16 protein-coding genes are annotated in these 14542 nt (G+C 58.9%); 11 read left to right on the forward strand and 5 right to left on the reverse strand.

All coding sequences use genetic code 11. The annotated features are described in order from the left end of the window. Window positions 1-69: 69 nt before the first annotated feature. From AC1DWM_RS13405 to AC1DWM_RS13455, 11 genes are all read left to right on the forward strand, one after another. Window positions 70-1062, forward strand: a complete 993-nt coding sequence (locus AC1DWM_RS13405) for a D-cysteine desulfhydrase (RefSeq protein ID WP_477795369.1) — start codon at window positions 70-72, stop codon at window positions 1060-1062. 200 nt (window positions 1063-1262) lie between these two features. Then, on the forward strand, window positions 1263-2057 hold the full coding sequence (tcyJ, locus tag AC1DWM_RS13410; protein WP_223514594.1) for a cystine ABC transporter substrate-binding protein: 795 nt from the start codon (window positions 1263-1265) through the stop codon (window positions 2055-2057). Beyond that, window positions 2057-2722 (forward strand): cystine ABC transporter permease, encoded by a 666-nt coding sequence (gene tcyL / locus AC1DWM_RS13415; RefSeq protein ID WP_007949224.1) that lies wholly within the window; start codon window positions 2057-2059, stop codon window positions 2720-2722. Before tcyJ ends, tcyL begins: the two co-directional genes overlap by 1 nt. A gap of 4 nt (window positions 2723-2726) precedes the next feature. Further along, entirely contained in the window at window positions 2727-3482 is a 756-nt protein-coding gene (gene tcyN, locus AC1DWM_RS13420) for an L-cystine ABC transporter ATP-binding protein TcyN (RefSeq protein WP_223514592.1), read from the forward strand. Window positions 3483-3973: 491 nt separating this feature from the next. Beyond that, window positions 3974-4738, forward strand: coding sequence for a hypothetical protein (locus AC1DWM_RS13425; RefSeq protein WP_477795370.1), 765 nt, complete (start codon window positions 3974-3976; stop codon window positions 4736-4738). A 407-nt stretch (window positions 4739-5145) separates the two neighbouring features. Continuing rightward, complete coding sequence (locus tag AC1DWM_RS13430) at window positions 5146-6387, forward strand: SfnB family sulfur acquisition oxidoreductase (RefSeq protein ID WP_477795371.1); 1242 nt, start codon at window positions 5146-5148, stop codon at window positions 6385-6387. 38 nt (window positions 6388-6425) lie between these two features. Continuing rightward, window positions 6426-7619, forward strand: a complete 1194-nt coding sequence (locus AC1DWM_RS13435; protein ID WP_477795372.1) for an SfnB family sulfur acquisition oxidoreductase — start codon at window positions 6426-6428, stop codon at window positions 7617-7619. Beyond that, window positions 7619-8977 carry an LLM class flavin-dependent oxidoreductase gene (locus AC1DWM_RS13440; protein WP_477795373.1) on the forward strand — a complete coding sequence of 453 codons (1359 nt, stop codon included), beginning with the start codon at window positions 7619-7621 and terminating at the stop codon, window positions 8975-8977. The genes AC1DWM_RS13435 and AC1DWM_RS13440 overlap by 1 nt, the downstream gene beginning before the upstream one ends. Window positions 8978-9105: 128 nt before the next feature. Then, a complete protein-coding gene (locus AC1DWM_RS13445) occupies window positions 9106-9915 on the forward strand; it encodes a MetQ/NlpA family ABC transporter substrate-binding protein (protein WP_477795374.1) in 810 nt (269 codons plus the stop codon). Window positions 9916-9917: 2 nt separating this feature from the next. Beyond that, on the forward strand, window positions 9918-11039 hold the full coding sequence (locus AC1DWM_RS13450) for a methionine ABC transporter ATP-binding protein (protein ID WP_477795375.1): 1122 nt from the start codon (window positions 9918-9920) through the stop codon (window positions 11037-11039). Then, a complete protein-coding gene (locus AC1DWM_RS13455; protein WP_046031334.1) occupies window positions 11029-11673 on the forward strand; it encodes a methionine ABC transporter permease in 645 nt (214 codons plus the stop codon). The genes AC1DWM_RS13450 and AC1DWM_RS13455 overlap by 11 nt, the downstream gene beginning before the upstream one ends. A gap of 108 nt (window positions 11674-11781) precedes the next feature. Here AC1DWM_RS13455 and AC1DWM_RS13460 read toward each other — a convergent pair whose 3' ends face one another. From AC1DWM_RS13460 to AC1DWM_RS13480, 5 genes are all read right to left on the reverse strand, one after another. Continuing rightward, window positions 11782-12495, reverse strand: a complete 714-nt coding sequence (locus AC1DWM_RS13460; protein ID WP_477795376.1) for a transposase — start codon at window positions 12493-12495, stop codon at window positions 11782-11784. Between the two features lie 251 nt (window positions 12496-12746). Further along, window positions 12747-12965 carry a hypothetical protein gene (locus AC1DWM_RS13465; RefSeq protein WP_477795377.1) on the reverse strand — a complete coding sequence of 73 codons (219 nt, stop codon included), beginning with the start codon at window positions 12963-12965 and terminating at the stop codon, window positions 12747-12749. After that, window positions 12958-13131 (reverse strand): hypothetical protein, encoded by a 174-nt coding sequence (locus AC1DWM_RS13470; RefSeq protein WP_477795378.1) that lies wholly within the window; start codon window positions 13129-13131, stop codon window positions 12958-12960. Before AC1DWM_RS13470 ends, AC1DWM_RS13465 begins: the two co-directional genes overlap by 8 nt. 29 nt (window positions 13132-13160) lie before the next feature. Continuing rightward, a complete protein-coding gene (locus tag AC1DWM_RS13475) occupies window positions 13161-14348 on the reverse strand; it encodes a DUF6708 domain-containing protein (protein ID WP_477795379.1) in 1188 nt (395 codons plus the stop codon). Next, window positions 14341-14514 carry a hypothetical protein gene (locus tag AC1DWM_RS13480; protein ID WP_477795380.1) on the reverse strand — a complete coding sequence of 58 codons (174 nt, stop codon included), beginning with the start codon at window positions 14512-14514 and terminating at the stop codon, window positions 14341-14343. The genes AC1DWM_RS13475 and AC1DWM_RS13480 overlap by 8 nt, the downstream gene beginning before the upstream one ends. Between the last annotated feature and the right edge of the window lie 28 nt (window positions 14515-14542).

Below are 14542 nucleotides of genomic sequence, written 5' to 3' on the forward strand. Positions count from 1 at the left end.
GATTGGCGGTTGCCCAGGCAAATGGGCGTGCCTATAGTCCTGACAATCTTTCTGCGCCAGTACGGACCCATGATCAAACAACAGCTCGCTCGCTTTAACCGTCTCGATTTACTCGGCCACCCTACTGCCCTGGAAAAACTTGAACGTTTGTCGACCTGGCTGGGCCGCGATGTGTACGTCAAACGCGATGACCTGACGCCGCTGGCAATGGGCGGCAACAAGCTGCGCAAGCTTGAATATCTCGCCGCCGATGCACTGGCACAAGGTGCCGACACGCTCATCACCGCGGGAGCGCTCCAGTCCAACCATGTACGCCAGACAGCGGCCATTGCCGCCAAACTGGGTCTGGGTTGCGTCGCGTTGCTGGAAAACCCTTTGGGCACCGACGACGCCAACTATGTCGGCAACGGCAATCGCCTGTTGCTGGACCTGTTCGATGCCAAGGTCGAGTTGGTGGAAAACCTCGATAACGCCGACGAGCAATTACAAGCCCTGGCCGAGCGCCTGCGCAACAACGGCAAGAAGCCGTACCTGGTGCCGATTGGTGGTTCGAATGCGTTGGGCGCGTTGGGTTATGTACGCGCCGGGCTGGAACTGGCCGAACAGATCAAGGACACCGGCCTGAAGTTTGCCGCCGTGGTCCTCGCATCGGGCAGCGCCGGCACCCACAGCGGTCTGGCGCTGGCGCTGAGTGAAGCACTGCCGGAATTGCCAGTGATCGGGGTCACGGTTTCCCGTAGCGATGAAGATCAGCGACCGAAAGTCCAGGGCCTCGCCGAGCGCACGGCAGAACTGCTGGGCGTGCAGCTGCCAGCGAGTTTCAAAATTGAACTGTGGGACGAATATTTCGGCCCACGCTATGGCGAGCCAAATGCCGGAACACTGGCGGCGGTGAAACTGCTGGCGAGCCAGGAAGGTTTACTGCTGGACCCGGTCTACACCGGCAAGGCCATGGCCGGGTTGCTCGATGGTATTGGACGAGGGCGCTTCGATGAGGGGCCGATTATCTTCCTGCACACCGGTGGCGCACCCGCGTTGTTTGCCTACAAAGACTTTTTGTAGCCGATCATCTATACGATTGGGGAATAACTAGAGCAGCATTCAGTATTTTCCAATCTAAAGGTGTCGTCATATAGTCGCGCCGCAGGCGAATTTGCAGCGAGACGCATATGCTGCTTTAGGGCAGGATATGCAGTCGTCCAACTCCCGATTTTGCCAACATTCCTAAAAGCGTCTTCCATAAGAAAACACAGGGGCTTGTCATGAATTTTTCCGCATTACGTCGAAACCTGCTGGTCGGTTCACTGGGCCTGGCACTGAGCGCCGGGTTGCTGGGCCAGGCGGTTGCCGGTGAGCAACTGCAAAAAATCAAGGACGCTGGCGTGATCAACGTCGGTCTGGAAGGCACTTATCCACCGTTCAGCTTCGTCGACGCCGACGGCAAACTGTCCGGCTTCGAAGTCGAATTCTCTGAAGCTCTGGCAAAAGAGTTGGGTGTGAAGGCCAAACTGCAACCAACCAAATGGGACGGCATCCTCGCAGCGCTGGAATCCAAGCGTCTGGACGTGGTGATCAACCAGGTGACCATCTCGGAAGAGCGCAAGAAGAAGTATGACTTCTCCACGCCATATACCGTCTCCGGGATTCAGGCGCTGACCCTGACCAAGAACAAAGACACCGTCAAGACCGCCGCCGACCTGGCTGGCAAGAAAGTCGGAGTAGGCCTGGGCACCAACTACGAGCAATGGGTCAAGGAAAACGTCCCAAAAGCCGACATCAAAACCTATGACGATGATCCGACCAAGTTCCAGGACCTGCGCGTCGGCCGCATCGACGTTATTCTGATCGACCGCCTCGCTGCGCTGGAATACGCCAAAAAGGCCAAGGACACTTCCGCCGCCGGCGAAGCGTTCTCCCGCCAGGAAGCCGGTATTGCCCTGCGCAAAGGCGAGCCTGAGTTGCTTGCCGCAATCGACAAGGCCATCGACAAGCTGCGTGCCGACGGTACGCTGAAAAAGCTTTCGGAAAAATACTTCAGCGCTGACGTCACTCAATAATGGAAGAAGCTTTCCAACTCGCACTGGATTCCGCGCCCTTTCTGCTCAAGGGCGCGTATTACACAGTGATCCTCAGCCTGGGCGGGATGTTCTTCGGTCTGGTGATGGGTTTCGGCCTGGCGCTGATGCGCCTGTCGCGCTTCAAGCTGGTGAGCTGGATCGCCCGCATCTACGTGTCGTTCTTTCGCGGCACGCCGTTGCTGGTGCAACTGTTCGTGATCTATTACGGCTTGCCGCAACTGGGTATCGAACTTGATCCGCTGCCGGCGGCCCTGATCGGCTTCTCGCTGAACATGGCCGCCTACGCCTGCGAAATCCTCCGTGCCGCGATCAGCTCCATCGAGCGCGGCCAGTGGGAAGCTGCCGCGAGTATCGGCATGACCCGTGCGCAAACCCTGCGCCGGGCCATCCTGCCGCAAGCGATGCGCACGGCCTTGCCGCCGCTGGGCAACAGCTTCATTTCACTGGTCAAGGACACGGCGCTGGCCGCCACCATTCAAGTGCCGGAACTGTTCCGTCAGGCGCAGCTGATTACCGCTCGCACCTTTGAAATTTTCACCATGTATCTTGCCGCCGCGCTGATCTACTGGATTCTGGCCACGGTGCTGTCGCACCTGCAGAACAAGTTGGAAGAGCGGGTCAATCGGCACGACCAGGAGTCCTGACCCCATGATTGTCGTGGAAAAACTGACAAAGCAGTTCAAGGGTCAAGTCGTGCTCAACGGCATCGATCTGCAAGTGAAGGAAGGCGAAGTCGTGGCGATCATCGGGCCTAGCGGCTCGGGTAAAACCACGTTTCTGCGTTGCCTGAATTTTCTCGAAGAGCCCACCAGCGGCCGGATCAAGGTCGGTGACATCGAGATCGATGGCAGCCGTCCGCTGAACCAGCAGCAAGGCCTGGTACGACGCTTGCGCCAACACGTCGGTTTCGTGTTCCAGAACTTCAACTTGTTCCCGCATCGCACCGCTCTGGAAAACGTCATCGAAGGCCCGATCATCGTAAAGAAGATCCCCCGCGCCGAAGCCGTTGCCCTGGGCAAAAAGCTCTTGGCCAAGGTCGGTCTGGCGGGTAAGGAAGATGCTTACCCGCGACGCCTGTCCGGTGGTCAGCAACAGCGTGTGGCGATTGCCCGTGCGCTGGCGATGGAGCCGGAAGTGATCCTGTTCGATGAGCCGACTTCGGCGCTCGATCCGGAATTGGTCGGTGAAGTGTTGGCAACTATCCGCGGCCTGGCCGAGGAGAAACGCACCATGGTCATCGTCACCCACGAAATGGGCTTCGCCCGGGACGTGGCCAATCGCGTGGTGTTTTTCGACAAGGGAGTAATCGTCGAGCAAGGCGAATCAAAAGCGTTGTTTGCCAATCCGAAAGAAGAGCGGACAAAACAGTTCCTCAGCAAGTTTCTGAACAACACTCACGCCTGAGAAGCATCATCACTACTTGTTAACTTCCATGGACGGAAGTGACAACTATCCCGCCAGCAAAATCTCTTCCGGCCTACTCGCCACACTCGCACTTTAAATAATTCAACTGATGCCTTGTGCGGTACATATATATGTCCTGCAACAGATCTTTCTCGCCTAGAATTCGCTAAACCCGACGCTCGCCGCCGAGCGAGCCCAAGCCACCATCTGCGTCGAACACCGCTAAATTCGTAGCCATGTTCGACAGCGCGATGCAGCATATTAACTTCAGCCTGTAGGATTATTCTGAATAACAGGAGATCCAACACTTAACTAGCAAGCTCTATTGACACCTATTCAAGCGCACTCTTATCTAGTCACCAACAGGCGTAAACCTTTGCACTTCAGCATTATTTAACATTCAAATAATAAGCAGATTTGTTGCTGGGTAATGCACGCCTTTTGATCTTTCAGAAACGGAACTTCGCTGCAAGGCCTCAAGGAGAAACCCCATGACAAGCACTTCGAATACACCCGAACTTGCGGCCCCGACCCTGGCGCAATCGCACAAGGCCGGCGTCAACATGATCTCGGCGGCTCATCTTATGATCGACGTGGCGCCCTACCCCGGGATGGACGCAGGCGACCTCATCGAACTGTACTGGAACAACTGCTACGTCGCCTCCAGGGTGCTGACTGCCGACGACCGCGGCAACGTGCTCAGTCTGCGAGTGCCGGAAAGCTTCATTGCCAACGGTTGCGCACGCATCCACTACAAGATCATGCAGGTTGGGCAAGGGCCTGCGCTGTCACCGGCGACGCGCGTGCAGATCAAACTGGATTGCCCTGGCGGCCCGTTATCGGCCCAGTGCGGCGACGAAAACCAAAGCCTGGCGCCCGTGGGTATCCCCGAGACTATCCGCCGCCAAGGGGTCAACCCAAACCAGATCAAGCGCGGCGTACCGTTGACCATCGAGCCTTACCTGAACATGGCCACCGACGACGAAATCACCTTGCGCTGGGGCGACGTGCGCATGGACCTGCCCCGACTCAAGTCAAGCGAGGTGGGTCAGCCGATTCAGGTCTGGGTGCCGCCGGCGATAATCCTCGAAGCCGGCGAAGACCTGCGGCTGGAAGTGACGTATTGCATCCTCGACCGCGTGGGTAACAACTCGCGCTGGGCGCCGCCGCGCTGGCTGAAGATTGGCTGCGCCAATCCGTACCTGAAGGTTCGGCCAAAGGAGTTGCTGATGGCGGCTGAACCCCGCAAACGCTGAAATCCTTGTGGCACTGGGAGAGCTCGATCCTGTAGCAGCTGGCGAAGCCTGCGTCCGGCTGCGCAGCAGTCGCAAAATCAAGCGATGCGGTCATTCAGGTTGATCGCGGACTGAGGATTTACGACTGCTTCGCAGCCGGACGCAGGCTTCGCCAGCTGCTACGGGGGTATGTGCCACCTCATCAAATGGGTGTGCGACACCCCTTCTATGCATATTCCTAAAAGTTAGTTTATTAATTTTTTATACGCGCTTAGGGTATATAAACCGGACCACCGGACATTCTTGTTTTTATTCGTCGCAACCCACGCGACGATCCCATGAGATGTGAGGTAGGTAGGTATGGTCCGGAACACAATCACCCCAGTGCAGATCGCCAGGGCATTGCGTGCAGCCAAGGAGCGGCACTGATGTCCAGTCTGGCAGATGCAATCGTCCACAGTGATCTGGACGTCGCCCCGTTGTTGTTGCCCGCACAGGTCTTGCGCAACGACGCTCAAGCCATCGAAGCTGCCCATGAACTGGCGCACGTCGCCCGTCTTCACGCGGCCAAACGTGACCGCCAGCGTAAGTTGCCATGGTCGGAAATCGAACAGTTCACCCGCAGCGGCTTAGGCAGCATTGCCATCCCGCGTGAATACGGCGGCCCACAGGTTGCGTTCGTCACAATTGCCGAGGTTTTCGCGATCATTTCCGCGGCAGACCCGGCGTTGGGACAGATCCCGCAGAACCAGTTCGGCATTCTCAACCTGGTGCTGGGCAGCGCCACAGAAGCGCAGAAAAAACAGCTGTTCAAAAGCGTGCTCGACGGCTGGCGTATCGGCAATGCGGGCCCCGAGCGCGGCACAAAAAACACTCTGGAACTCAAGGCGCGAATCACCGCCGACGGCGACGGTTTTGTCCTCAATGGCCAGAAGTTTTACTCCACGGGCGCGCTGTTCGCCCACTGGGTCGCGGTCAAAGCGTTGAACGATGACGGCAAGCAAGTGCTGGCCTTCGTCCGTCGCGGCACGCCGGGGCTGCGCATCGTTGATGACTGGTCGGGCTTCGGTCAACGCACCACCGCCAGCGGCACCATTTTGCTCAATAACGTGCGGGTCGACGCAGAGTTGGTGGTGGATAACTGGAAGATCAACCAGAAGCCGAACCTCCAGGGCGCCGTGTCGCAACTGATTCAAGCCGCCATCGATGCGGGGATTGCCCGCGGGGCCATCGACGATGCCATCGAGTTCGTGAAAACCCGAGCGCGTCCGTGGATCGACGCCAAGGTCGAACGAGCCAGTGATGACCTTTACGTGATTGCGGATATCGGCAAGTTGAAAATCGAGTTGCACGCCGCCGAAGCGCTGCTGCGCAAGGCCGGGCATGTGCTTGATCAGGTCAACGCCGCGCCCCTCACAGTAGAGTCTGCGGCCCGCGCGTCGATTGCCGTGGCCGAAGCCAAAGTGCTGACCACCGAAATCTCGCTGCTGGCCAGCGAAAAGCTCTTCGAACTGGCCGGTAGCCGCGCCACCCTTGCCGAATTCAACCTGGACCGCCACTGGCGCAACGCCCGCGTGCACACGCTGCACGACCCGGTGCGCTGGAAATATCACGCGGTCGGCACCTATCACCTCAACGGCACCTTGCCGGCGCGGCATTCCTGGATCTGACGACCAGTACCCTTTTGACCAGATCTCTGGAGAAACACATGACTTTTTCTCACCACGTCGCGGTCATCACCAGCGATGAGCAAGCCCTGGTCGTCGCCAGTGATCTGGCCGACGACTTCAAACGCGACAGCGCGCTACGCGACCGCGAACGCCGTTTGCCGCACCCGGAACTGGAGGTGTTTTCCCGCTCAGGCCTCTGGGGTATCAGCGTACCGAAGGAGTATGGCGGCGCCGGCGTGTCCAACGTGACGCTGGCCAAGGTGATCGCCTTGATTGCCCAGGCTGATGGTTCCCTCGGGCAAATCCCGCAAAACCATTTTTATGCCCTCGAAGTGCTGCGCGTGAACGGCAGCCATGAGCAAAAACAACGCCTGTATGCCGAAGTCTTGGCCGGCCAGCGCTTCGGCAATGCGCTCGCCGAGCTCGGTACGAAAACCGCTCACGACCGCGTCACCAGCCTCAAACGCGACGGTGACGGCTATCGCATCAACGGTCGCAAGTTCTACTCGACCGGCGCGATTTACGCACAACGCATCCCGACCTCGGTGGTGGATGAAAACGGCGTGCAGCAACTGGCGTTCGTGCCTCGCGACAGCCAAGGCCTGACGGTTATCGACGACTGGAGCGGCTTTGGCCAGCGCACCACCGGCAGCGGTTCGGTGGTGTTCGAAGACGTGCCTGTGGCAGCCGAGGACGTGATCCCGTTCCAAAGCGCTTTCGAACGCCCGACCACTGTCGGCCCGCTGGCGCAGATCCTCCACGCAGCCATCGACACCGGCATCGCCCGCGCAGCTTATGAAGATGCGCTGCATTTTGTACGGACCAAAACCCGGCCGTGGATCGACGCCACGCATGAAAAAGCCACCGACGACCCGCTGACCCTCAAAAGTTTCGGTCACTTGAGCATTCGCCTGCACGCCGCCGAAGCCCTGCTGGAACGCTCCGGCGAATTCCTCGACAAGGCTCAAGCCGAAACCAACGCCGAAACCGTCGCCGCCGCCTCGATTGCCGTCGCGGAAGCCCGGGCAATCAGCACCGAAATATCCCTCGCCGCCGGCAGCACGCTGTTCGAACTGGCCGGCAGCCAGGCGACGCTGATCGAGCACGGACTGGATCGCCACTGGCGCAACGCTCGCGTGCACACCTTGCACGACCCGGTGCGCTGGAAGTATCACGCAGTAGGCAATTACTACCTGAACGATGAAAACCCTCCATTACGAGGGACCATCTGATGGCCAATGGCAAAAAGAAGATCCTGCTCAACGCGTTCAACATGAACTGCATCGGGCACATCAACCATGGCCTGTGGACGCATCCACGGGACAATTCCACGCAGTACAAGACCATCGAATACTGGACCGAACTGGCGCAACTGCTGGAGCGCGGGCTGTTCGACGGTTTGTTCATCGCCGACATCGTTGGTGTGTACGACGTCTATCAGAACTCGGTGGATGTGCCACTGAAAGAGTCGATCCAGTTGCCGGTCAATGACCCGCTGCTGCTGGTGTCGGCCATGGCTGCCGTGACCAAAAACCTCGGCTTCGGCCTGACCGCCAACCTCACTTACGAACCGCCGTATTTGTTCGCCCGACGCATGTCGACGCTCGATCACCTGAGCCGTGGCCGGGTCGGCTGGAACATCGTCACCGGCTACCTCGACAGCGCCGCCAAAGCCATGGGCCTGAGCGAACAGGTCGAGCACGACCGCCGTTACGACCAGGCCGATGAATACCTGGAGGTGCTCTACAAACTCTGGGAAGGCAGCTGGGAAAACGGCGCGGTGCTCAACGACCGTGAGCAGCGGATCTACGCGCAACCGGAGAAAGTGCACAAGGTCGAGCACAAGGGCGAGTTCTATCAGGTCGAGGGTTATCACCTGTGCGAACCCTCACCGCAGCGCACACCGGTGTTGTTCCAGGCCGGCAGTTCTGATCGCGGTTTGCTGTTCGCCGGGCGCCATGCCGAGTGCGTGTTCATCAGCGGCCAGAACAAACCGTCGACCAAAATCCAGGTGGACAAGGTTCGCGCCAGCGCCGTCGAGGCCGGGCGTAATCCCGAGGACATCAAGGTGTTCATGGGCCTGAACGTGATTGTCGGCGCCACTGAAGACTTGGCCTGGGCCAAGCACGCCGAGTACCTGAGCTATGCCAGTGCCGAGGCCGGCGTCGCGCATTTTTCGGCGTCGACCGGGATCGATTTTTCCGAATACGCCATCGACGAACCGATCCAGTACGTGAAGAGCAACGCGATCCAGTCGGCGACCAAAAACCTGCAAAACAACGACTGGACCCGGCGCAAATTGCTCGAACAACACGCCCTAGGCGGGCGCTACATCACGGTGGTCGGCTCGCCCGGGCAAGTGGCGGACGAACTGGAATCGTGGATCGCCGAAACCGGCCTGGACGGCTTCAACCTGACACGGATTGTCACCCCGGAAAGCTATGTGGATTTCATTGAACTGGTGATCCCGGAGTTGCAGCGCCGAGGGTCCTACAAGACCGCTTATGACCAGGGCAGCTTGCGGCAGAAGCTGTTTCAGGGCGAAGCGCATTTGCCTGAGCAACACACCGGATCGGCGTTTCGCCGCTAAAAGATTCGCTGGCAAGCCAGCTCCTACAGTGGATCTGTGGCGTTCACAAAACCCTGTAGGAGCTGGCTTGCCAGCGATGAGGCCCTAACAAACACCCCGCATCTAATGCCCTGACTGGAATAACCATCATGACCAAGAACTACCTCTCTCAACCAGTCAAAGCACTGGCCCTGGCCCTCGGCCTGTTCAGCTCTGCGGTATTCGCCGCCGACGCGCCGTTGAAAATCGGTACCACCGCCGCCTTCGCCATCCCCCTGGAAGCCGCCGTCGAAGAAGCTAAAAAACAAGGCCTGCAAGTCGACCTGGTGGAGTTCAGCGACTGGATCGCGCCCAACGTCAGCCTGGCGGCCGGTGACATCGACGTGAACTATTTCCAGCACGTGCCATTCCTGGAAAACGCCAAGGCCGCTTCCGGTTTTGACCTGGTGCCGTTCGCGCCGGGGATCATCAACAACGTCGGACTGTACTCGAAGAAATACAAAAGCTTCGACGAACTCCCGCAAGGCGCCAGCGTCGCCATCGCCAACGACCCGATCAACAGCGGTCGCGGTCTGCAACTGTTGGCCAAGGCCGGCCTGATCACTCTGAAACCGGGCGTCGGCTACAAGGCCACCGAAGACGACATCATCGCTAACCCGAAGAACATCAAAATCCTTCAGGTCGAAGCCGTGCAACTGGTGCGCGCCTATGACGATGCCGATCTGGTCCAGGGCTACCCGGCCTACATTCGCCTGGCGAAGACCTTCGATGCCGGCTCTGCCCTGCTGTTCGACGGCCTCGACCACAAGGAATACGTGATCCAGTTCGTGATCCAGCCCAAGAGTAAAACCGACCCGCGCCTGATCAAGTTCGTCGACATTTATCAGCACTCGCCGGCCGTTCGCGCAGCCTTGGACAAGGCCCATGGCAAGCTCTACCAAGCCGGTTGGGAAAGCTGAGAATGACGGCAGCCACCCAACTGCGACTGGAAATTCCAGAGCTCAAAAACGCTCAACACACCGAACTGCACCCGGAGCTCAATCGGGCTCATGTGCGCTTCATCGGCCTGGGCAAAACCTACAACGGCCAGCAAGGCCCGGTGGCGGCGTTGCACGGCATCGACCTGGCGATCCAGCACGGCGAAGTGTTCGGCATTATCGGCCGCAGCGGTGCCGGCAAATCGTCGCTGATCCGCACCATCAACCGTCTGGAGCAACCGAGCACCGGGCGCGTGCTGATCGATCAGGTGGACATCGGCGAGTTCGATGAAGATCGCCTGGTGGCGCTGCGTCGACGGATCGGCATGATCTTCCAGCACTTCAACCTGATGTCGGCCAAAACCGTGTGGCAGAACGTCGAACTGCCGCTGAAAGTCGCCGGTGTACCCAAGGACCAACGCGAGCAAAAGGTACGTGAACTGCTGGAGCTGGTGGGCCTGCAAGGCAAGCACAAGGCCTACCCGGCGCAGCTTTCCGGCGGACAGAAACAGCGCGTCGGCATCGCCCGCGCGCTGGTGCATGACCCGGCGATTTTGCTGTGCGACGAAGCCACTTCAGCGCTGGACCCGGAGACCACCCAATCGATCCTCGGCCTGCTGCGCGAGATCAACCAGCGCCTGGGTTTGACCATCGTTTTGATCACTCACGAGATGGCGGTGATCCGCGATATTTGCGACCGCGTCGTGGTGCTCGAACACGGAAAAATTGTCGAGCAGGGACCGGTGTGGGAAGTGTTCGGCAACCCGCAGCATGAGGTCAGCAAAACACTGCTCGCGCCGCTGCAACACGCACTGCCGGAAGAACTGAAAAGTCGCTTGCGGTCGCAACCGCCGAGCCCGGATGCCGCGGTGGTGCTGCGGTTGCAGTTCACCGGCAGAGCCACCGACGAGCCGGACCTGGCCGCATTGTTCAGCGCCCTCGGCGGTCGCGTGCGCTTGCTGCAAGGTGGCGTGGAACGGATTCAGGGCCATGCGTTGGGGCAATTGTTGTTGGCGGTCACCGGCTCGACTTTGGATGCCGAAGACTTGAGCCAGCGTGCCAGCCAGTGGGCGCAACAGGTGGAGGTGCTGGGTTATGTGGTTTGATCGCTTGCTGCAAGGTTTCATCGACACCTTCCTGATGGTCGGCGTGTCGTCATTGATCGCGCTGCTGGTGGGCATTCCGCTGGCGGTGTTTTTAGTGACCAGTTCCAAGGGTGGCATCTACGAAGCACCAACACTGAACCGCGCCTTGGGCGCGTTCGTGAACCTGTTCCGCTCGATACCGTTTTTGATTTTGATGGTGGCGCTGATTCCGTTTACCCGACTCATCGTCGGCACCACGTATGGCGTCTGGGCGGCCGTCGTGCCGCTGACCATCGCCGCGACGCCGTTCTTTGCACGGATTGCCGAAGTCAGCTTGCGCGAGGTCGATTTCGGCTTGATCGAGGCCGCGCAGGCGATGGGATGTCGGCGTTGGCACATTGTCTGGCATGTGCTGCTGCCTGAGGCGCTGCCGGGGATTGTCGGAGGGTTCACGATTACGCTGGTGACGATGATCAACTCGTCAGCCATGGCCGGGGCGATTGGGGCCGGCGGGTTGGGCGACATCGCGTATCGGTATGGGTATCAGCGCTTTGACAGCCAGATCATGTTGACGGTGATTGTGTTGCTGGTGGTGTTGGTGGCAGTCATTCAACTGGGCGGGGATCGGTTGGCGCGGGGGCTCAACAAGCGTTGAATACGGTGCGGTTAAAGGGCCTTTGTGGCGAGGGAGTCCCCTCCCCGTCTTCGACGCCGCGCTGTCGCGTAAATAACGCGAGAAAGGAAAATTCAAAAAGCGCAGTTCTTATTTTTGGGAAACAAACCTGCCCTTTCGCGTCCCTTGTGGATAGATGGAGCGCGTGGCCTTGTCCAAATGCGCCCCCTGGCGCGCAAAGGTGGACACTTCATTGTGCCGACGACTGCGCATCCAGGTGATCCACCCCAGCAGCTCAGGGTGCCCCAACGCTTCGATCAATAACAAAAACTGCTCACGCCAGCGTGTACTACCGCCCATGCCCAAACCTGAGCGCCGTTTCAGATCGTGGATACTTTCGCCATCCATCACCCCTTTCATGAAATCGACCCACAGTTCAGCTCGAATCATCCCGGCCAGCGGAGTCCCGGACAGAATGGAAAAGCAGGTCACGCAGGGATCACATTTGAACTTCGGGCGAATACCTTTAATTCGGTAGGTCCTCGTCCCGCCACATCTTGGGCACGTCGCGTGCTGGGCATTCAACGTCGTCTCGATCCAGGTGATGACTGCTTGCTGTTGCGCCGCAATGTGCTCGGGTGGTTGCAGATTTTCCCGGTAATGACGTGTCGTCCACCACTGGTGCAGCTCTGGACACTCCTCAGCCATGACCTCCCGGACCGCCTGCCCCCAACTGAAATAGACTTTGTGGTTCACCCTCAAACGAGGCGCTATCCGGACGCTGGACCAACCGGCCAGCAGGTACACCGCAAACGTTGACCACAGGTCCATCCGGCGCAGGTGTGCAAAGGGCGAATCGCTCAAACTGTTGCAGCTCTTGCGACAGGAACAGCAGTAGTAACGCGGGAGTCGTTGCCGGACCAGATGAGTCTGGCGAGTCAAGTTGGTATTGCCACACCAAGGGCAGTACTTCACTCGCCGATACGGCAACTCGTGCAGATAGCGGATCAAGCGATTGGCGTCGGGGCGCAGATTCGCCGGGAGGCACACGTCGTAATCCGGTAAATCAGCGTGTCCGGGGATTGGTATGGAGGAAGGTGCAGGCATGACAGTCTCTAAGACCTTTCCAACAGCAACGGTTGCTCGACCATCGTGGCCAGTTCAGCCTCGCGTTTGGCGATGGCTTGTTCCATCTCCGGGGACCGTTTGACCCACTGTTCCGGGGAGAGTGGTTTTGACCATTCGATGATCTCGGGATAAGGCAAGCTGCGAATATCCGGTGCGAGCTCTGGCGCCGGGGATTGGTTTTTTCGCTTGAACAGTGTCCTAAACATCGACCGTCGCCATTTCTTCTCGGGTAAACAACCAGAAAGGGGCCTTGCCGGTACCGCTCGGCAAGCTTTCCACCGGGTCGAGTTTGAACTGACCCTTGGCCGGCAGGCGTACACCGCGCTCCGTCGCAATGTACAAATTACGCTCGGCTTCCAGTGGGTCATCCATACGGAGGGCCAAGGAGAAACCCGACGTACTCAATGCAGCCCCGCCGCTTTGCAGGCATCGACAAAATTCACGCCTTTTTTGTCCATGGCGGTTTTCACCTGTGCGTTGGCTTTTTGCAGTGCCGGGCTGGGTTTGGCCCATTGTTCGGGGGGCAGCGGCTGGGACCAGGCCTGCACCTGTTCGGGCAGCGTCGGGCGACCCTTGCGGTGGGCCCATTCGGCGATCAGGTAGGGCATTTTCCAGAACACCAGCACTCTTCTGATGTACCACCAGCGTAAGGGCCATCGGGATCGTTTGGAGTATCCCCAGCGCTCTCGCTCCTCGGGCGTCAAATGGCCTCCGCCGTCGTCCAGACGCCCTAGCGCTCTGGCATCAAGCCGTTCTATTTCAAACGTGTGCAGGCCTTCATAGGGCTTGAGTTCGTCTTCGCTCAAGGTAATGCCTAGCGCGGCGAGCATGGGGTTGGGCGTATCGACCAGTTCCCCCTCTTCCATGTAGTTACGAATGGACGTCCACAGGCCCAGCGCATGGGCATCGCTGGGTTGGGCCGACAGCACAAACTGCACGGTGTCGTGCTCTTCGTCTTCCAGGCCCATGCCAAAAGTATGATCGCGCATGGCGCCGTAGCTGGTGATGCCCTGACTGCTCGCGACCCAGGCCACCACGCTTTCCCAGGGGACGATCAGGACGCGATGGGTGGTGTCGTCGATGTAGCAGACTTCGCGGCGTTGGCGGTTGAACCGAACCGGGTAGCTTTTGGCCGCGGCGAAGACGTTGGAGAGCATGCCGTAAACCATGGCTCCAATTGGGAGGATGAATAGAAGTGCGTAACTAGAAAATACCTTGATCGCATCGATGAAATCATTGAACGGTGTAGGGAAATTTTCTGGATAGAAAAGCACCCCCTGCATGATTACGAAACTGGGGGCTACAAATGCAGTGAGCAAAGGCAACCAGATTCCAAATGCCAGGATCTTCCCCTGCTCAACCATCCCCCGGTTGTTCCCGCCCAGCTCCAGATAGGTTTCATTCATCTGCGAAAAGTTACGGAGGGACACTTGCACCTGCCCGGTGTACACCGGTAACGGGGCTAGGAACAAAGTTTCATTCAAACCCTTGACCCGCAGTTCCCCGGCACTGGGTCGCTGGCTGCGGATATCCAGTGCGGGCTCTGTGCTGTCAGCTTTGCTCTTGCGTTTGAACAGTGTCCTAAACATCGACCGTCGCCATTTCTTCTCGGGTAAACAACCAGAAAGGGGCCTTGCCGGTACCGCTCGGCATGCTTTCCACCGCGTTGAGTTCAAACCGGCCCTTGGCCGGCAGACGGACGCCGCGCTCCGTCGCAATGTACAAATTACGCTCGGCTTCCAGTGGGTCATCCATACGGAGGGCCAAGGAGAAATCCGACGTA

The sequence above is a fragment of the Pseudomonas sp. P4_C8 genome (assembly GCF_056401975.1).

Coding starts and splice junctions, on each gene's coding strand:
- AC1DWM_RS13405 (WP_477795369.1), top strand. CDS start 70: ATGATCAAACAACAGCTCGCTCGCTTTAACCGTCTCGATTTACTCGGC.
- AC1DWM_RS13425 (WP_477795370.1), top strand. CDS start 3,974: ATGACAAGCACTTCGAATACACCCGAACTTGCGGCCCCGACCCTGGCG.
- AC1DWM_RS13465 (WP_477795377.1), bottom strand. CDS start 12,965: ATGTTTAGGACACTGTTCAAGCGAAAAAACCAATCCCCGGCGCCAGAG.
- AC1DWM_RS13445 (WP_477795374.1), top strand. CDS start 9,106: ATGACCAAGAACTACCTCTCTCAACCAGTCAAAGCACTGGCCCTGGCC.
- AC1DWM_RS13480 (WP_477795380.1), bottom strand. CDS start 14,514: ATGGATGACCCACTGGAAGCCGAGCGTAATTTGTACATTGCGACGGAG.
- tcyN (WP_223514592.1), top strand. CDS start 2,727: ATGATTGTCGTGGAAAAACTGACAAAGCAGTTCAAGGGTCAAGTCGTG.
- AC1DWM_RS13430 (WP_477795371.1), top strand. CDS start 5,146: ATGTCCAGTCTGGCAGATGCAATCGTCCACAGTGATCTGGACGTCGCC.
- tcyL (WP_007949224.1), top strand. CDS start 2,057: ATGGAAGAAGCTTTCCAACTCGCACTGGATTCCGCGCCCTTTCTGCTC.
- AC1DWM_RS13435 (WP_477795372.1), top strand. CDS start 6,426: ATGACTTTTTCTCACCACGTCGCGGTCATCACCAGCGATGAGCAAGCC.
- AC1DWM_RS13475 (WP_477795379.1), bottom strand. CDS start 14,348: ATGTTTAGGACACTGTTCAAACGCAAGAGCAAAGCTGACAGCACAGAG.
- AC1DWM_RS13455 (WP_046031334.1), top strand. CDS start 11,029: ATGTGGTTTGATCGCTTGCTGCAAGGTTTCATCGACACCTTCCTGATG.
- tcyJ (WP_223514594.1), top strand. CDS start 1,263: ATGAATTTTTCCGCATTACGTCGAAACCTGCTGGTCGGTTCACTGGGC.
- AC1DWM_RS13470 (WP_477795378.1), bottom strand. CDS start 13,131: ATGGATGACCCACTGGAAGCCGAGCGTAATTTGTACATTGCGACGGAG.
- AC1DWM_RS13450 (WP_477795375.1), top strand. CDS start 9,918: ATGACGGCAGCCACCCAACTGCGACTGGAAATTCCAGAGCTCAAAAAC.
- AC1DWM_RS13440 (WP_477795373.1), top strand. CDS start 7,619: ATGGCCAATGGCAAAAAGAAGATCCTGCTCAACGCGTTCAACATGAAC.